We start from the raw sequence: 15,020 nt of genomic DNA, 5'->3' as shown, positions 1-15,020 counted from the left end.
ACCTAAGCCTCAGTTCAGTTCTGACCCACCGTGGCAACGATGGTGACCTGCTTGTTGTCTGGGATTTCCTGGTACGCCAACACGTGCATGGTCGGTACTGCCAACCGTGCGAACCGCGAGAGCATCGCCCGAACCGGACCGGCTACCAGCAGAATCGCTGGCTTACCGAGCATTTCCTGGCGTTGCGCGGCGTCCACCAGGGAACGCTGCAGCTTCTCGGCCATGCTCGGCTCCAAAAGAATGCCATCCTCGGAGCCTTGACCGGCCTTCTGTAGGCTATTGAGCAATATCTGTTCCAACCTGGGTTCCAAGGTGATCACAGGCAGCTCCGGCTCTAGTCCCACAATGCCTTGGACGATTGAGCGCGACAGCGCGACGCGAACTGCGGCCACCATGGCGGCGGGATCTTGACTCTTCACGTTGCTGATGGCTTCGGCAATGGAACGGATATCCCGCACCGGTACCTGCTCTTGCAGCAACGATTGCAGGACCTTGAGCAGGGTCGACAGCGACACCACGCCCGGCACCAGTTCTTCCGCCAGTTTCGGCGAGCCTTTGGCCAGCAACTGCAGCAGTTGCTGCACTTCCTCGTGGCCGAGCAATTCATGGGCATGTTTGTGCAGCACCTGATTCAGGTGCGTGGCGACCACGGTGCTGGCGTCCACCACGGTGTAGCCCAACGACTGCGCCTGATCGCGCTGGAACTGGTCGATCCACACCGCTTCCAGACCGAACGCCGGATCTTTGGCGGCCACGCCGTTGAGCGTGCCGAACACCTGGCCAGGGTTGATCGCCAATTCGCGATCCGGGTAGATCTCGGCTTCGGCCAGGCTTACGCCCATGAGCGTCAAACGGTAGGCGTTGGGCTGCAAATCGAGGTTGTCGCGGATGTGCACCGAGGGCATGAGGAAGCCCATCTCTTGTGAGAGCTTTTTGCGCACGCCTTTGATCCGCGCCAGCAACTGCCCACCCTGGTTACGGTCCACCAGCGGAATCAGGCGATAACCCACTTCCAGGCCCACCATGTCCACCGGCGTTACGTCGTCCCAACCGAGTTCTTTCACTTCCTGGGCGCGCTGGGCTGGCAGCAGTTCCTGTTGGCGCTGCACTTCCGCCACTTCGGCGACTTTGGCTTTGCGTTGCTTGTTGGCGATCCAGTAAGCGCCGGCAGCGGCAACCAGGCCGAAGCTGAGGAACGAGAAATGCGGCATGCCGGGCACCAGGCCCATGGCGATGATCAGCCCGGCCGCCACGCCCAAGGCTTTCGGTGAGGCGAACATTTGCCGGGTAACTTGCTGGCCCATGTCTTCCGAGCTGGAAACACGGGTCACCATGATCGCGGCAGCGGTGGACAGCAGCAGCGATGGAATCTGCGCCACCAAACCGTCACCGATAGTCAGCAAGGTGTAGATGCGGCCGGCGTCGCCAAAACTCAGGTCGTGCTGGACGATACCGATGGCCATGCCACCGATCAGGTTGATAAACAGAATCAGCAGACCGGCAACGGCGTCACCGCGTACGAACTTGCTCGCACCGTCCATGGAGCCGTAGAAGTCGGCCTCTTGCGATACTTCGCTGCGGCGCAGCTTGGCTTGCGCCTGATCGATCAGGCCAGCGTTGAGGTCGGCGTCAATCGCCATTTGCTTGCCGGGCATGGCGTCGAGGGTGAAGCGCGCGCTCACCTCGGAGATACGGCCGGCACCCTTGGTCACTACGACGAAGTTGATGATCATCAAAATCGCGAACACCACGATACCGACCACATAGTTACCGCCGATCACCACCTCACCGAAGGCCTGAATCACCTTACCGGCCGCGTCGTGGCCTTCCTGACCGTGCAGCAATACAACGCGGGTCGAGGCCACGTTGAGCCCCAGCCGCAGCAGCGTAGCGGCCAGCAAAATGGTCGGGAATACGGCGAAATCCAGCGGTCGCAAGGCGTAGATCGCCACCAGCAGCACGACGATGGCGAGCGCCAGGCTGAAGGTAAACAGCACGTCCAGAATGAACGGCGGCACCGGCAGCATGACCATACCGAGCATGACCACCAGCAACAGCGGAATGCCGATATTGCCCTGACGCAACCCCGCCAGGTTGCCCCGAAAATCCCCGATCAGTTGTGCGCGATCTATTGCCACAAGCCCATTCCTCGCCATTCAAACTTTTGACGCAAACGCGTCGCTAGCGGGGCTTTTGCAAGAAGTCGTCCAACTTCTTGAAGGGAGGCAAGGTTCTTTGTTTTCAGGTCCGGCCAATCGAGGCTGAAGCCTCTCCCACAATGGAATTCGCGAGCCTGTGGGATTTGCAAGAAGTCGTCCAACTTCTTGAAGGGAGGCAAGGTTCTTTGTTTTCAGGTCCGACCAATCGAGGCTGAAGCCTCTCCCACAATGGAATTCGCGAGCCTGTGGGATTTGCAAGAAGTCGTCCAACTTCTTTAAGGGAGGCAAGGTTCTTTGTTTTCAGGTCCGGCCAATCGAGGCTGAAGCCTCTCCCACAATGGAACTCGCGAACCTGTGGGAGAGGCTTCAGCCTCGATTGGCTATTCGTCGCGACGCAGGTCTGGCGGAATGGGCAGATCTTTCAGGGGATCAGGCCGCTTGCCTTTGCCTGAACGGAATTGGCGCAATTGGTAGACGTAGGCCAACACCTGCGCCACCGCCAGATAAAGCCCCGCCGGAATCTCGCGGTCCAGATCAGTGGAGTGGAAAATCGCCCGCGCCAGGCCAGGCGATTCCAGCACCATCACTTTGTGTTCGTTGGCGATCTCGCGAATCTTCAGCGCCACAAAGTCGCCACCTTTGGCCAGCAGCACCGGCGCCCCGCCTTGCTGCGGGTCGTACTTGAGCGCGACGGCAAAGTGCGTCGGGTTGGTAATGACCACGTCGGCCTGGGGCACGGCGGCCATCATGCGGCGCTCGGCCATTTCCCGCTGCATCTGGCGAATGCGCTGTTTGACCTCGGGCTTGCCCTCGCTGTCTTTGTATTCGTCGCGCACTTCCTGCTTGGTCATCAGCATTTTTTGCCGGTTGTCCCAGAGCTGGAATGGCACGTCCACCGCCGCAATGAAGATCAGCCCCCAGGCCATCCACATGGCGCTGCGCCCGACCACCGTGATGCTGTGCATGATCGCCGCTTCTAGCGGTTCATGGGCCAGGGCCAACAGGTCGCGCTTGTCGGCGTTGAGCACCGCCAGCGCCACCATCAGCACCAAGGCGAACTTGGCCAGGGCTTTGAGCAGCTCCAGACCAGCCTTGGCCGAGAACATGCGCTTGATCCCAGGCAGCGGGTTGAGCCGCCCGAAGTTGGGCGCCATCGACTGCGGCGAAAACAGCCAGCCACCCAGGCCAATCGGCCCAAGAATCGAGGCCACCAGCAGCACGACGAAGAACGGGAACAGCGCCATTAAGGCGATGTAAATGGCATTTTCAAATTGCAGCGCCATGCTGCCGTTATCCATCAACAGCTCGCGGCTGAGGGAGAAATTCTCTTTCATGATGGTGGCCATGGCATCGCCCATGGCGCCGCCGTAGCTCATCAGCGCGCCAACGCCCGCCACCAGCACGACAAAGGTATTGAGCTCGCGCGAGCGCGCGATCTGGCCCTTCTCTCGCGACTCGCGGCGTCGCTTGTCCGTGGGCTCTTCACTCTTCTCCGCGCCATTCTCGTTCTCGGCCATGGCCTATTTCGCCTGTACCAATTCGCGTAGCAACTGCAGGGCATCGCTGACCATCAGTTGATAGTGAGAGAGAAAGTCCGACAGGCTGATCCAAATGATCACAAAGCCCATCACCAGGGTGAGCGGAAAACCAATCGAGAAAATGTTCAGCTGCGGCGCCGCCCGCGTCATCACACCAAACGCGATGTTAACGATCAACAGCGCAGTAATGGCCGGCAACACCAGCAACAAACCGGCGCCCAACACCCAGCCTAGACTGGTGGCGATGTTCCAGTAGTGGTTGCTGGTCAGGCCGGTGCCGATAGGCATGGTCACAAAGCTTTCGGCCAGGATTTCAAACGCCACCAGATGCCCGTTCATGGCCAGGAACAACAGCGTCACCAGCATGGTGAAAAACTGCCCGATGACCGCCACCGACACGCCGTTGGTGGGGTCGACCATGGAGGCAAAACCAAAGCCCATCTGCGTGGCAAGAATTTGCCCGCCCACCACAAATGCATGAAAGAACAATTGCAGCACAAAGCCGAACATCGCCCCGACGAGCACTTCCTTGGCTACCAGAAACACCGTGGCCAGGTTCAACGCATCGACGGCGGGCGCAGGCGGCAGGCTGGGGTAGATCACAAGGGTGAAGGCCAGCGCCAGATAGATGCGCACGCGCATCGGCACCAGCTGCGTGCCGATGATCGGCATCGTCATCAGCAAGCCGGCGATGCGGAAAAACGGCAGCAGAAAACCGCCCACCCAGCCGCCGATCTGCTCACCGCTCAGCTCAAACATGGCTTAGCCGATCAGGAACGGAATGTTGGTGTAGAGGTTGGTGATGTATTCCATGAACGAGCGAATCAGCCAGGGGCCCGCCCAGATCAAGGTCACCAGCATCACCAGCAGGCGTGGCAGAAAGCTCAGGGTTTGTTCGTTGATCTGCGTGGCCGCCTGGAACATGGCGACGATCAGGCCGACCACCAGGCTCGGCACCACCAGAATGGCCACCATCACGGCAGTCAGCCACAGCGCTTCGCGAAACAGGTCTACCGCTACTTCTGGGGTCATGTGCGTTCTCCCGGCCCGGCTCGGCTAAGTGCCGCCGAAGCTGCTGGCCAAGGTGCCAATGATGAGGGCCCAACCGTCGATCAACACGAACAGCATGATTTTGAACGGCAGCGAAATGATCAGCGGCGACAGCATCATCATGCCCATGGCCATGAGGATACTGGCGACCACCAGGTCGATGATCAGGAACGGAATAAAGATCATAAAGCCGATCTGGAACGCCGTTTTCAGCTCCGAGGTTACGAACGCCGGCACCAGAATGGTCAGCGGCGCCTGGTCGGCAGAGGGAATGTCGGTGCGCTTGGACAGCCGAATAAACAGCTCAAGATCCGAGGAGCGGGTTTGCGCCAGCATAAAGTTCTTAACCGGCACTTCGGCCTTGGCAATCGCGTCGCGGGCGGTCATCTGCTCGTTCAAATACGGCTGCAAGGCATCGCGGTTCACCTGATCGAACACCGGCGCCATGATGAACATGGTCAGAAACAGCGCCATGCCGGTGAGAATCTGGTTCGAGGGCGTCTGCTGCAAGCCCAAGGCCTGACGCAGAATCGAGAACACGATGATGATGCGGGTGAAGCTGGTCATCAGCATGACGAACGCGGGAATAAACGTCAGCGCGGTCATCAGCAGCAGAATCTGCAGGCTGACCGAATACTCCTGCTGTCCCGCCGGGTTGGTGGTCATGGTGATGGCAGGCATGGTCAGCGGATCGGCCGCCAGAACCAGAGGTGCCGCCAGGCTCAACCCAATCGCCAGCAGCAGGCGCAACAGACTCATCACGGTTTGTCCTTCTGATCCTTGCCCAACAGCTCCATCAGGCGCTGGGCGAACTCCGGCGTGGCGGCTTGGGGGTCGGCCACGTAAACCGGCTCTTTCAATGTGTGCAGCGGGGTAATGCGCCCGGCCGTAAGGCCCAGCAGAATTTGCTCATTGCCCACCTGCACCAGCACCAGCCGCTCACGCGGGCCAAGCGGTTGGCTGGCAACCAGTTTGATCACCTGGCCGCCGCGCGGGCCGATCTGCTGCACGCGGCGCAGCAGCCAGGCCAGCACGAAAATCATGCCGATCACCAGCAGCAAACCCAGCAGCACCTGAACCAGCTGACCACCCATGCTGCCTTCGGCCATGGGCGTGGCCAGGGTTTTGCCCGGCTCGGCCGCGCTGGCCAGCAGCGGCAACGCCGCAGCCAGCAGCGCCGCCAAGCGGTGGGGAAACAATCTGTTCATGGTTTAGCGCAGCTTCTTGATGCGTTCGCTTGGGCTGATCACGTCTGTCAGGCGGATGCCGAACTTCTCGTTGACCACCACCACCTCGCCATGGGCGATCAGGGTGCCGTTGACCAACACGTCCAGCGGTTCACCGGCCAGGCGATCAAGTTCGATCACCGAGCCCTGGTTGAGCTGCAACAGGTTGCGGATGGTGATTTCGGTGTTGCCCACTTCCATGGAAATGGACACCGGAATGTCGAGAATCACATCCAGGTTCGGGCCTTCCAGGCTCACCGGCAGGTTGTTTTTTGGCGAGCTGGCGAACTCTTCCATCGAGGCGCGCGGCGCGCTGCTCTCGCCGGCGCTCTGGTTGAGCATCGCGTCGATGTCGTCCTGGTTAGCGTCACCGGCCTCAGAGAGCGCAGCCGCCCATTCGTCTGCCAGTGCCTGCTCTTCCGGGGAGGTTTCTTCTTCGTCTGCCATGTGTTCCTCGCCTTGCATTATTCGGTGGTGCTAATGGGTTTAAAGCTGGCGCAATCGCTCAGCGTTCAATCGGTTCCAGCACCTGGAAGGCCAGGTTGCCTTTGTGGGCGCCGAGCTTGACCTTGAAGGCCGGCACGCCGCTGGCCCGCATGATCATTTCTTCGGGCATGTCCACGGGAATCACATCGCCGGGCTGCATATGCAGGATGTCGCGCAGCCTCAATTGACGGCGCGCGATGGTCGCGGCCAAGGGCACGCTGACGTCGAGGATGTCTTCGCGCAGGGCCTTGACCCAACGCTCGTCCTGGTCGTCGACATCGGACTGGAAGCCGGCGTCGAGCATGTCGCGAATCGGTTCGATCATCGAATACGGCATGGTCACGTGCAGGTCGCCGCCACCGCCGTCCAACTCGATGTGGAAGGTCGACACCACCACCACTTCGCTGGGGCTGACGATGTTGGCCAGCGCCGGGTTTACTTCCGAGTTCATGTACTCGAAGTTCACATCCAGCACCGCGTGCCAGGCTTCCTTGAGGTCGATAAACGCCTGGTCGATAACCATGCGTACCACGCGCAATTCGGTGGGGGTGAATTCCCGGCCTTCGATCTTGGCGTGACGGCCGTCGCCGCCGAAGAAGTTGTCCACCAGCTTGAACACCAGCTTGGCGTCGAGAATGAACAGGCCGGTGCCGCGCAGCGGTTTCATCTTCACCAGGTTGAGGCTGGTCGGCACGTACAGCGAATGCACGTACTCGCCGAACTTCATCACCTGCACGCCGCCCACGGCGACGTCGGCCGAGCGGCGCAACAGGTTGAACATGCTGATACGGGTGTAGCGCGCGAACCGCTCGTTGATCATTTCCAGCGTGGGCATGCGCCCGCGCACGATGCGGTCCTGGCTGGAGAGGTCGTAACTTTTGACGCTGCCGGGGATGGCGGCGTCTTCGGTTTCCACCGCGCCGTCGTCGACACCATGCAACAGGGCATCGATTTCATCCTGGGATAACAGGTCTTGGACGGCCATCTGCGTTACCTACTGAAAGACGGTGACTGAATAACGGGTTTATTGCAGAACGATATTGGTGAACAACACTTGCTCGACCGTGGTATCGCCCACTTCTTTCTTCGCCAGTTCCTGCACGCTGGCAGTGGCCAACTGACGGAGCATTTCCTTGCCGACCGGCGTCGTCAGGTTGTCAAAATTCTGCCCCGAAAACAGCAACACCAGGTTATTGCGCAGCACCGGCATATGGGCCTTGAGCGCGTCGACTTTATCTTTATCGCGCGCCATCAAGGCGACGCTGACCTGCATATACCGCTGGCGCCCGTTGACGTTGAAGTTCACCACAAAGGCTGGCGCCAACACTTCGTAAATGGCTTCTTTCTTCAGCGGTTTGCCGTCCGGGCCTTTGCCCTCTTCGGCGCCGCCGTGCTCGCCTTCCTTTGCCGCTTCGGCAGCCGGCGCGCTCTTGTGCATCAAAAACCAGGTGGCGCCGACCGAGCCACCGATGGCGATCAGCAGGCCGACCACAATCAGGATGATCAGCTTCAGCTTGCCCTTGCCGGGAGGCGGTGCGGAGCCATCGGCCGCTGGTGCTGCTGCTTTTTCTTTCTTAGCCATGCCAATAATCCGTCACTGATCGGAAATCTATCCGTGTTCAAAGGGTTAGGAGCAAGTGTTATGCCAGCTTGCCAGGCACGAGTGCTAACAAGCTGTTTGCACGACAATTGCTGCCAGCAGTACAGCAAACATAGCGGAGGACGCTCTGGGAAACTACCTACAACACAGACCGTTTAATGCAATTGCCCACCTAGTACAGGTCTGAAGCCCAACTTCAGCGTTGGTTCTAACGCAACGGGCGCAGCGATATATCAGCCGCGTCTGGCGCTGTCACTGAAAAAATGCGGCAGAAACGACAACGCCCGCTTACCGAATCAGTAAGCGGGCGTTGTCAGTCTAGATCACATGCGCCTGGCGACCCGGCCGCCGCCAGTGTCAGCTTAGGCGTAGTAGTCCACCAGACCACGGCCACCGGTCACGGCGCCGTTGCTGCGAATTTCGCTGGTGCCGACGCTGATTTCCTCATCGCCCCCACCGAAACCGCTATTGCTGGAACCGCCACGGCTCTGCTGGCCGTCGCCGCCGTTCTGCCCGGCCCAGCCGCGATTGAGCGACTGATCAGACACGTTGACGTCCATGGTCATGCCTTGCTGCGTGAACATCTCACGCAGGCGGTGCATGGACTCTGTCACCGCATCGCGTACCGCCATGTGCGGGCTGGCAAAGGTCACTTGGGTGGCGGCGTCCTGAGCCATGTTGATGCGCACTTCCAGGCGGCCAAGGTCTGGCGGATCGAGCTGAATGTCGGCCGATTTCAGGTTCTGGCTGGACATCCACATCACTTTGTCGACCACGTCTTCGGTCCACACGCCCTGCTGCATCGACACCGGCGCGCCTGGCACCAGCGGCGTGCGCTGCGCCTGGGTGACCTGCTGATTGACCGCCTGATTCAACGCGCTGAGCTTGTTGGCAAACGAATCGCTGGGCACATCGACGCTGCTGTCTTTCAACGCCTCGATGCTGTCTTTGCCGTTATCCAGCAAACCCAGCTCGTCGGTAATCTGGCTTTCGCCGCCTTCGGTTTTGCCCGTCAGCTGCGCCATGGCAGCGGCGAAATCCTGGCCACCGGTTTGCCCAGCCTGGGCGGCGGATGGATTGCTGCCGCCCTTCTGATTCGCCGCTTGCGCCTTGGCCGCCAGGTCGAGCACCAGGTCGACGCCCGGCAACTCGCTCATGGCATCCACTTGCGGGTCGTGGCCGGTGTCTTCGGTTTGCGTGATTTGTGGCGTCACCATGCCGGTGAGCGACAACGGAATGTCGAGCGTTTCTTCGCCCTCCCCCGTGGTCGGCAGCGCCGTGTCTTCGGTGGTCGGCTGCTGCATCTGCTGCCCGGCCATGGCCAGCAGAATCATCGGATCGATTACCGGCTCGCCGACTGCCGGCTCGGTCGGCAAGGGATTGCCGCTATCGGCAACGGCCGGCTCGTCCGTGGTTGCCGCTGTAGCAGTTTGCTCGGCGGGTTTGCTGTCGTCAGCCTTGTCGTTGGACTTGGCATTTTTGGACTTGGCGGCCGCTTCATTACGGTCGACAGCCTTGTCCTGACGCTCCTTGGCATACACCTTGGCGAAGCTGGAAGCATCGTCCTTGCTGGGCTCGGCCTGTTTAGGCTGAGACTTTGCAGGCGCTGCTTGCGGCTTGGCCACAGGGGCGGAATTCAGAAGTGGATCTGAGGCAACGGACATTTAGCACTCTCTCCGTGCGGGTGGGTCGTGATGGAGAGATAGCAAGGGATGGGCCAACTTTGCGTCGCCCGTGTTTTGCGTAGGAGCCAGCTTGCTGGCGAACCGTGGAAAAGGCGCTGAACGAGGTTTGCAGGGTTCGCCAGCAAGCTGGCTCTTACAACGACGAAAACCGCTGACGCTCGGACTTCAGCAAAATGCGCACAATGGCGAATTCCCGTTCGATCTGCTCCAGCACCGCAGGCGCATCCGCCAGTACGGTGGCGCTGCGCGAATCGTCTTCCAATTGCTTGCACAGGTTCGCCAACAGCGGCGCGCCCATGTTGCTGCAGCTGCCTTTAAAGCTGTGGGCCGCCAGGCGCAGTTCGTGGGCATCGTTGTTGGCGAGGGCTTGGTGGAGCAGGCGTAGGCGTTCTTCGGAGTCGGCGATAAAGGTATCCAGCAGCAAGGGATACTCAGCCTCCATGATGTCCTGTAGGCCGGCCAATACCGCACTGTCGAGATGAATGTCAGCCACCGGAACGCTCCCTGAGCAAAACGCTCAAGATTATGCCTGATCGATCCACGAGAACTCCACGCTCACCCCGCGTCCGTCGTCTGCCCAGGTCGAGCGGTCGCTTAGCCGACGGATCAGGCTCAGCCCGCGCCCTGACAAGCTTTGCGCGGTGCGCTGGCGTTCCAGAATGGTCGACACATCGAAGCCGGGGCCGCTGTCTTCGACCTTGACCACCAGGCGCCCACCGTTGGCTTCGGGCAGCAGTTGCAAGTGAAAGCGCACGTAGCCGTGGTCCAGCTCGGCCAGGCGCAGGCTGCGTTGGCGGTAGTACTCGGCAAAGCCGGCGGCATCGCATTTGAGCCGTGAATCCAAACCCAACACGCCGTGTTCAAGGGCATTGGAGTACAGCTCGGCGAGCACGCTGTATAACGCGCCACCCTGGAAACGCAGGCCGTGCACTTCCAGCAGCAGTTGCAAGAGGAACGGCAAAGGATTGAAGCGTTTGAGGGTTTGCGCGCGGAATTCGAAGCTGGCGGCCCAGTCCAGCGGGCTGCTGTGGCCGTTGTCGACAAATGCCAGTGCCGGGCGCGGCAAGGAGTCGGGTTCGACCATGCACACTTCAACCATGCTGACGTCGTCATGCGCCTCACCGCGAAAGGCGGTGAGCGCTTGCTGGATTTCCTCAAACAGCAGGTCGGGTTGGCGATTGGCAGCGAATACATTCAGCAGCCGCGACTCGCCAAACATCTGCTCGCCCGGATTGGCCGTTTCCAGCACGCCATCGGAGAGCAGGAACACGCGGTCGCCCAGCTCCATCGGATAGATTTCGCAGGCGTCTTTGAAGTCCGCCGGGTCCAGCACGCCAAGCGGCAAATGCCGCGACACCAACGGCAAACGCTCGCCGGTAGCGATGCGATGCAGGTAACCGTCCGGCAGACCGCCGTTCCACACTTCGCACACGCGGCGCTGAAAACTGATGTTAAGCAGCGTGGCGCAGCAGAACACGCCCACCGGCAGAATGCGTTTGAGCTTGGCGTTTACCTCGCGAAGAATTTCCGTCAGCGAATATCCCTTGGCAGTCATGCCGTAGAACACTTCGGCCAGCGGCATGGCGCCGATTGCGGCCGGCAAGCCGTGGCCGGTGAAGTCGCCGAGCAGCACATGCATACCGCCCGAGGGCTTGAACGCGGCCAGCAGCAGGTCGCCGTTGAACACCGCAAACGGCGATTGCAGGTAACGAATGTTGGGCGCGTTCAGGCAGCCCGAGTGGGCCACTTTGTCGAATACCGCTTTGGCCACGCGCTGCTCGGTGAGCAGGTGCTCGTTGTGCCGGGCAATCAGGTCGCGCTGTTCCAGCACGGTGGCCTGCAACCGGCGCAGACGGTCCATGGCTTTGATCTTGGCTTCGAGAATGACGCGGTTGTAAGGCTTGGCCAGAAAGTCGTCGCCGCCGGCGTCGAGGCAGCGCACCAGCGCTTCGCCCTCGGTCAGCGAGGTGAGAAAGATGATCGGCACCAGCGCTTCGCCGGCCTTGAGTTTGATCCGTCGCGCCGCCTCGAAGCCGTCCATCACTGGCATCAAGGCGTCCATCAGCACCAGGTCAGGCCGCTCCTGCTCGAACATCGCCACCGCTTCCAAACCATTGGCGGCGGTGATGACGCGATGGCCCTGACGGCTGATGATGCTCGACAACAACATGCGGTCGGCCGCGTTGTCTTCGGCAATCAGTACGGACAGGCGCGGATCCAGCGGCATGGTGTCAGATGATCTTGAACAGCTGTTCGAAGTTGGAGATCGCGAGAATTTTGCGCACGTCGGCGTTGCAATTCACCAGGCTGATCTGCGCGTTGTCGCCACCGGCATGGTCACGCAACAGCAGCAACATGCCGAGCGCCGAGCTATCCAAATAGGTGGTGTGGTCCAGGTCGACCACATAGCGTTTGGGCGTTACGTTCACGCGCTCGTAAGAGTCGCGAAACGCCTGATGGGTGCCAAAATCGAAACGTCCTTGAATGCGGATGGTCAGCTCTTGCCCGTCGTCAGACGGTAATGAAGTGATGGCCATGAGAAGCTCCCCTACCCCAAATGAATCTGGTTATTTATAAATAAGAAAAAACAAACGGTTGTGGCTTTTCCTCACTCTAGCAGCTGAATTCAATCACGCTCACGTTGCAGTAAACGCTGTGATAACTCGTCGAGTAATTTCTGCTCGCGCTTGTCGGCGGCCACCCGCGCTTCGTCCATGTACTTCTGCACCAGCTTGCGCAGCCCTTCGAGCCGCGCGTATTTCTGCTGCCACAACTCGCGGGCCTTATCGAGGTTGGTGCGGTGCCAGTCGACGCTCTGGTTCTGCTGTTTGATGGCGGTTTCCAGCTGCGCCAGAAAGCGCTGGTAGTTCATCATCCACTGCCCCGACACGCCGTTGCGGCCTTCGGTAATCCACTGCTGCTGGTAATCGCCCAGGTAGCGGTGCAGGTCGCTGAGTTTGCCTTCGGCCTGGTTCATCAGGGTTTGGCATTGGCCCAGGGCCCGTGCGGCTTCACGCTCTTCGCGTTCGGCCATGTCGACCACCGGGGCCAGACGTGACGCTCTGCTTGGCAACGCCATTTAGTACAACGTCCTTAGCAACCCATCAGCGCGGCGGCGCGGGTGCGAATACCGCTGCGAGTGCGTCTTTGCTTTGCTGCAGGCTTTCATTGTCGTTAAGCCCCTGGCGCAGGTAATTGACCATCGCGGCGTGCCGGGAAATGGCCAGGTCGGTTTCCGGATCGCCGCCGGGCACGTAGGCGCCAACGCTGATCAGGTCGCGACTTTGTTGGTAGCGCGACCACAACTGCTTAAAGCGTTGGGCGTTGCGCATATGGTCAGCGTCGACCACCGCCGGCATTACCCGGCTGATGGACGCTTCAATATCAATGGCCGGGTAATGCCCTTCTTCGGCCAAGCGCCGCGACAGCACGAAGTGGCCATCGAGCACACCACGCGCCGAGTCGGCGATGGGGTCTTGTTGGTCATCACCCTCTGACAACACAGTGTAGAAGGCGGTGATCGAGCCACCACCGGCTTCGGCATTCCCGGCGCGTTCCACCAGCTTGGGCAGCTTGGCGAACACCGACGGCGGATAACCCTTGGTGGCCGGTGGCTCACCGATGGCCAGGGCGATTTCCCGCTGCGCCTGGGCGAAACGGGTGAGCGAGTCCATCAGCAGCAATACGTTCTTGCCTTTGTCGCGGAAGTACTCGGCGATGCGTGTGCAATACATGGCAGCGCGCAGGCGCATCAAGGGCGCGTCATCCGCTGGCGAGGCAACGACCACGGAGCGCTTGATGCCCTCCTCGCCCAGAATGTGTTCGATAAACTCCTTCACCTCACGACCCCGTTCGCCGATCAGCCCCACCACAATGATGTCGGCGTTGGTGAAGCGGGTCATCATGCCCAGCAGCACGCTCTTGCCCACGCCGGTACCGGCGAACAGGCCCAGGCGCTGGCCGCGACCGACGGTGAGCAAGCCGTTGATGCTGCGAATGCCGACGTCCAGCGGGGTGTCGATGGGGTGGCGATTGAGCGGGTTGATGGTCGGGCCGTCGAGCGGCACCCAGTCTTCGGCTTTCATGCCGCCCTTGCCGTCCAAGGCCCGCCCGGTGCCGTCGAGCACCCGGCCGAGCATGGTCATGCCCATCGGCAAGCGGCCGGAGTCAGGCAACGGCACCACCCGCGCGCCCGGTGCAATGCCGGCCAGGCTGCCGACCGGCATCAGGTAAATTTTGCCGTCGCCAAAGCCCATCACTTCGGCTTCAACCTGCACGGGGTGATAGCTGCCGTTGTTGATCACCAGGCAGCGGCTGCCCAGCGCGGCGCGCAAGCCTTCGGCTTCAAGGGTGAGGCCGACCATGCGCAACAGACGCCCTTCAACGATCGGCTGGGCCGGCAACTGGATCGCCTCGCTGTAGCCCGCCATGCGTTTGGCGAAGCTCAGGCGCTCAAGTCGCATGAATAACCTCTGGCGCGTCGCCGTCCAGATCAATCTGGATATCCGGTTCGGCTGGCGAGGTCGCCTGTTCGCGCTGCTGCTCGAACAGTTGCTTGAGCATCTGCGCCAAGCGGGTTTCGATGGTGGCGTCGATTTGCGATTGCTCGGACTCCACACGGCAGCCGCCGGGCTGCAAGGTTTCGTCTTCGAGAATGCGCCAGGTTTCTTCATGGCGATCACGCAGGGCTTTGATCAACTCAAAGTCCTGCGGGTGAATATGAATGCGCACATTGGCCGCGCCCATGGGCAACAGCTTCAGCGCCTCGCGCAGCACTTGGCGGATTTGCGTGGAATCGATGGTCAGCTCGCGCTGCACGACTTGGCGCGTCATTTGACTGACCAACTGCACCAGCGCCACTTCGAGCTTCTGGTCTTGCTCGGCGATGGGATCGAACAACTGCGCCATGACCTGTTCAAGGCTGGCCACTTTAGCCGCCAGAGCGGCGTCGGCCTCTTGTTTGGCTTTCACCTGCCCGGAACGGAAGCCGTCTTTCTCGCCGGTTGAGAAGCCCTCGTTGTAAGCCTCCTGGCGGATGACCTCCAACTCATCGAGCGTCAAGGGTTTGACATCCTCGATCTGCACCTCTTCGCCCTGGGCGTTCACCTCCGGCTCAGGTGCGGCGGAGGCGGCGCTGTGTTCGCTGGGCGGCGGCGTCAACGGTTCGGCAGGCTGTTCACCTTCGGGGTCGAAACTGGGCAGCGCCCAGCGGGCCAAACCGCTGACGTCTTTGGCGCGAATCAGCTCGCTGGGGCCTTCCTTGTTGCTCATGCTGT

The 15,020-nt window shown here is 60.7% G+C and carries 16 protein-coding genes; all 16 read right to left on the bottom strand.

The genetic code is table 11. The features are described from left to right. Window positions 1-14: 14 nt before the first annotated feature. Entirely contained in the window at window positions 15-2,132 is a 2,118-nt protein-coding gene (flhA, locus tag ACZZZU_RS22600; RefSeq protein ID WP_122497295.1) for a flagellar biosynthesis protein FlhA, read from the bottom strand. Window positions 2,133-2,539: 407 nt separating this feature from the next. Continuing rightward, window positions 2,540-3,676: a flagellar biosynthesis protein FlhB gene (flhB, locus tag ACZZZU_RS22595; protein ID WP_463382282.1), complete on the bottom strand. Its 1,137-nt coding sequence runs from the start codon at window positions 3,674-3,676 to the stop codon at window positions 2,540-2,542. 3 nt (window positions 3,677-3,679) lie between these two features. Beyond that, complete coding sequence (fliR, locus tag ACZZZU_RS22590; RefSeq protein WP_463551863.1) at window positions 3,680-4,456, bottom strand: flagellar biosynthetic protein FliR; 777 nt, start codon at window positions 4,454-4,456, stop codon at window positions 3,680-3,682. Window positions 4,457-4,459: 3 nt separating this feature from the next. After that, complete coding sequence (gene fliQ / locus ACZZZU_RS22585) at window positions 4,460-4,729, bottom strand: flagellar biosynthesis protein FliQ (protein WP_110618444.1); 270 nt, start codon at window positions 4,727-4,729, stop codon at window positions 4,460-4,462. Between the two features lie 24 nt (window positions 4,730-4,753). Then, window positions 4,754-5,506 carry a flagellar type III secretion system pore protein FliP gene (fliP, locus tag ACZZZU_RS22580; protein ID WP_122496971.1) on the bottom strand — a complete coding sequence of 251 codons (753 nt, stop codon included), beginning with the start codon at window positions 5,504-5,506 and terminating at the stop codon, window positions 4,754-4,756. Next, on the bottom strand, window positions 5,506-5,955 hold the full coding sequence (gene fliO, locus ACZZZU_RS22575; protein WP_122496969.1) for a flagellar biosynthetic protein FliO: 450 nt from the start codon (window positions 5,953-5,955) through the stop codon (window positions 5,506-5,508). The genes fliP and fliO overlap by 1 nt, the downstream gene beginning before the upstream one ends. Before the next feature lie 3 nt (window positions 5,956-5,958). Continuing rightward, the gene (gene fliN / locus ACZZZU_RS22570; protein ID WP_122496968.1) at window positions 5,959-6,420 is read right to left on the bottom strand and encodes a flagellar motor switch protein FliN; all 462 of its coding nucleotides are present in this window, start codon (window positions 6,418-6,420) and stop codon (window positions 5,959-5,961) included. Between the two features lie 58 nt (window positions 6,421-6,478). Further along, complete coding sequence (fliM, locus tag ACZZZU_RS22565) at window positions 6,479-7,444, bottom strand: flagellar motor switch protein FliM (RefSeq protein WP_122496966.1); 966 nt, start codon at window positions 7,442-7,444, stop codon at window positions 6,479-6,481. 39 nt (window positions 7,445-7,483) lie between these two features. Further along, window positions 7,484-8,041: a flagellar basal body-associated protein FliL gene (gene fliL, locus ACZZZU_RS22560; RefSeq protein WP_122496964.1), complete on the bottom strand. Its 558-nt coding sequence runs from the start codon at window positions 8,039-8,041 to the stop codon at window positions 7,484-7,486. Between the two features lie 380 nt (window positions 8,042-8,421). Continuing rightward, the gene (locus ACZZZU_RS22555; protein ID WP_122496962.1) at window positions 8,422-9,723 is read right to left on the bottom strand and encodes a flagellar hook-length control protein FliK; all 1,302 of its coding nucleotides are present in this window, start codon (window positions 9,721-9,723) and stop codon (window positions 8,422-8,424) included. A 154-nt stretch (window positions 9,724-9,877) separates the two neighbouring features. Then, window positions 9,878-10,237 carry an Hpt domain-containing protein gene (locus ACZZZU_RS22550; RefSeq protein WP_122496960.1) on the bottom strand — a complete coding sequence of 120 codons (360 nt, stop codon included), beginning with the start codon at window positions 10,235-10,237 and terminating at the stop codon, window positions 9,878-9,880. Window positions 10,238-10,267: 30 nt separating this feature from the next. Next, on the bottom strand, window positions 10,268-11,971 hold the full coding sequence (locus tag ACZZZU_RS22545; protein WP_463551862.1) for a SpoIIE family protein phosphatase: 1,704 nt from the start codon (window positions 11,969-11,971) through the stop codon (window positions 10,268-10,270). Window positions 11,972-11,975: 4 nt separating this feature from the next. Continuing rightward, complete coding sequence (locus tag ACZZZU_RS22540) at window positions 11,976-12,281, bottom strand: STAS domain-containing protein (RefSeq protein WP_122496958.1); 306 nt, start codon at window positions 12,279-12,281, stop codon at window positions 11,976-11,978. Window positions 12,282-12,370: 89 nt separating this feature from the next. Beyond that, window positions 12,371-12,823 (bottom strand): flagellar export protein FliJ, encoded by a 453-nt coding sequence (fliJ, locus tag ACZZZU_RS22535; RefSeq protein ID WP_463382277.1) that lies wholly within the window; start codon window positions 12,821-12,823, stop codon window positions 12,371-12,373. 25 nt (window positions 12,824-12,848) lie between these two features. Then, window positions 12,849-14,207, bottom strand: a complete 1,359-nt coding sequence (fliI, locus tag ACZZZU_RS22530; RefSeq protein ID WP_122496954.1) for a flagellar protein export ATPase FliI — start codon at window positions 14,205-14,207, stop codon at window positions 12,849-12,851. After that, the gene (gene fliH, locus ACZZZU_RS22525; protein WP_463551861.1) at window positions 14,197-15,015 is read right to left on the bottom strand and encodes a flagellar assembly protein FliH; all 819 of its coding nucleotides are present in this window, start codon (window positions 15,013-15,015) and stop codon (window positions 14,197-14,199) included. The genes fliI and fliH overlap by 11 nt, the downstream gene beginning before the upstream one ends. Window positions 15,016-15,020: the final 5 nt, after the last annotated feature.

This window comes from Pseudomonas sp. AC136, assembly GCF_979258585.1.
Note: the sequence above shows the minus strand (reverse complement) of the source record. Positions and strands in the feature narration are given on the sequence as shown.

Bases quoted from the DNA above. Each gene is read 5' to 3' on its own strand.
- flhB (WP_463382282.1), bottom strand. From the start codon at position 3,676: ATGGCCGAGAACGAGAATGGCGCGGAGAAGAGTGAAGAGCCCACGGAC.
- fliR (WP_463551863.1), bottom strand. From the start codon at position 4,456: ATGTTTGAGCTGAGCGGTGAGCAGATCGGCGGCTGGGTGGGCGGTTTT.
- fliQ (WP_110618444.1), bottom strand. From the start codon at position 4,729: ATGACCCCAGAAGTAGCGGTAGACCTGTTTCGCGAAGCGCTGTGGCTG.
- fliP (WP_122496971.1), bottom strand. From the start codon at position 5,506: ATGAGTCTGTTGCGCCTGCTGCTGGCGATTGGGTTGAGCCTGGCGGCA.
- fliO (WP_122496969.1), bottom strand. From the start codon at position 5,955: ATGAACAGATTGTTTCCCCACCGCTTGGCGGCGCTGCTGGCTGCGGCG.
- fliN (WP_122496968.1), bottom strand. From the start codon at position 6,420: ATGGCAGACGAAGAAGAAACCTCCCCGGAAGAGCAGGCACTGGCAGAC.
- fliM (WP_122496966.1), bottom strand. From the start codon at position 7,444: ATGGCCGTCCAAGACCTGTTATCCCAGGATGAAATCGATGCCCTGTTG.
- fliL (WP_122496964.1), bottom strand. From the start codon at position 8,041: ATGGCTAAGAAAGAAAAAGCAGCAGCACCAGCGGCCGATGGCTCCGCA.
- ACZZZU_RS22555 (WP_122496962.1), bottom strand. From the start codon at position 9,723: ATGTCCGTTGCCTCAGATCCACTTCTGAATTCCGCCCCTGTGGCCAAG.
- ACZZZU_RS22545 (WP_463551862.1), bottom strand. From the start codon at position 11,971: ATGCCGCTGGATCCGCGCCTGTCCGTACTGATTGCCGAAGACAACGCG.
- ACZZZU_RS22540 (WP_122496958.1), bottom strand. From the start codon at position 12,281: ATGGCCATCACTTCATTACCGTCTGACGACGGGCAAGAGCTGACCATC.
- fliJ (WP_463382277.1), bottom strand. From the start codon at position 12,823: ATGGCGTTGCCAAGCAGAGCGTCACGTCTGGCCCCGGTGGTCGACATG.
- fliI (WP_122496954.1), bottom strand. From the start codon at position 14,207: ATGCGACTTGAGCGCCTGAGCTTCGCCAAACGCATGGCGGGCTACAGC.
- fliH (WP_463551861.1), bottom strand. From the start codon at position 15,015: ATGAGCAACAAGGAAGGCCCCAGCGAGCTGATTCGCGCCAAAGACGTC.